The sequence below is a fragment of the Nocardia araoensis NBRC 100135 genome (assembly GCF_000308435.1).
Taxonomy (GTDB): Bacteria; Actinomycetota; Actinomycetes; order Mycobacteriales; family Mycobacteriaceae; genus Nocardia; species Nocardia araoensis.
Window position 1 is genome coordinate 1 of sequence record NZ_BAFR01000243.1, and the last position, 581, is coordinate 581.

General features: G+C 62.3%; 1 pseudogene. It reads right to left on the reverse strand.

The features are described 5' to 3' along the window. Positions 1-172 precede the first annotated feature (172 nt). Positions 173-581: pseudogene (locus ON21_RS30160) on the reverse strand (DDE-type integrase/transposase/recombinase); the annotation flags it as partial.

Below are 581 nucleotides of genomic sequence, written 5' to 3' on the forward strand. Positions count from 1 at the left end.
ACAGGGCGATGGATCGTCGAACAATCTTTGGCCCTGCTGCACCAGTACCGCCGCCTCGCCACCCGCTGGGAACGACGCACCGACATCCACCAAGGACTCCTCGACCTCGCCGCCGCCCTCATCTGCTGGCGAAGAGCCCGCAACCGAACCTGATAGGAGCTCTAAGCCAGCCGATGCTGGAGTGGCGGCGTTGTCTGTTGTGGAAGATCTCGATGTAATCGAAGATCGCGTCGGCCAGCTCGGTGCGGGTCTTCCATTTCTTGCGGTCGAGTAGCTCGATTTGCATTCTGCTCCAGAAAGATTCGATCATCGCATTGTCGTAGCCGTCACCGATGGTGCCCATCGATCCGGCCAAGCCGGCCTCGGTGATGCGACGGCTGAAGGCCCATGAGGTGAATTGAGCGCCGTGGTCGCTGTGGATGACCGTCCGATCGGGTGAGCGTGCGGCGATGGCCATGTCGAGCGCGGCCAGTACCAGCGATGCCGTCTGGCGGGAGTCGATGGCCCAGCCCACGATGCGTCGGGAGTAGGCGTCGATCACCGCGCAGCAATACACCTTCCCTTCACGGGCTTGGATGCTC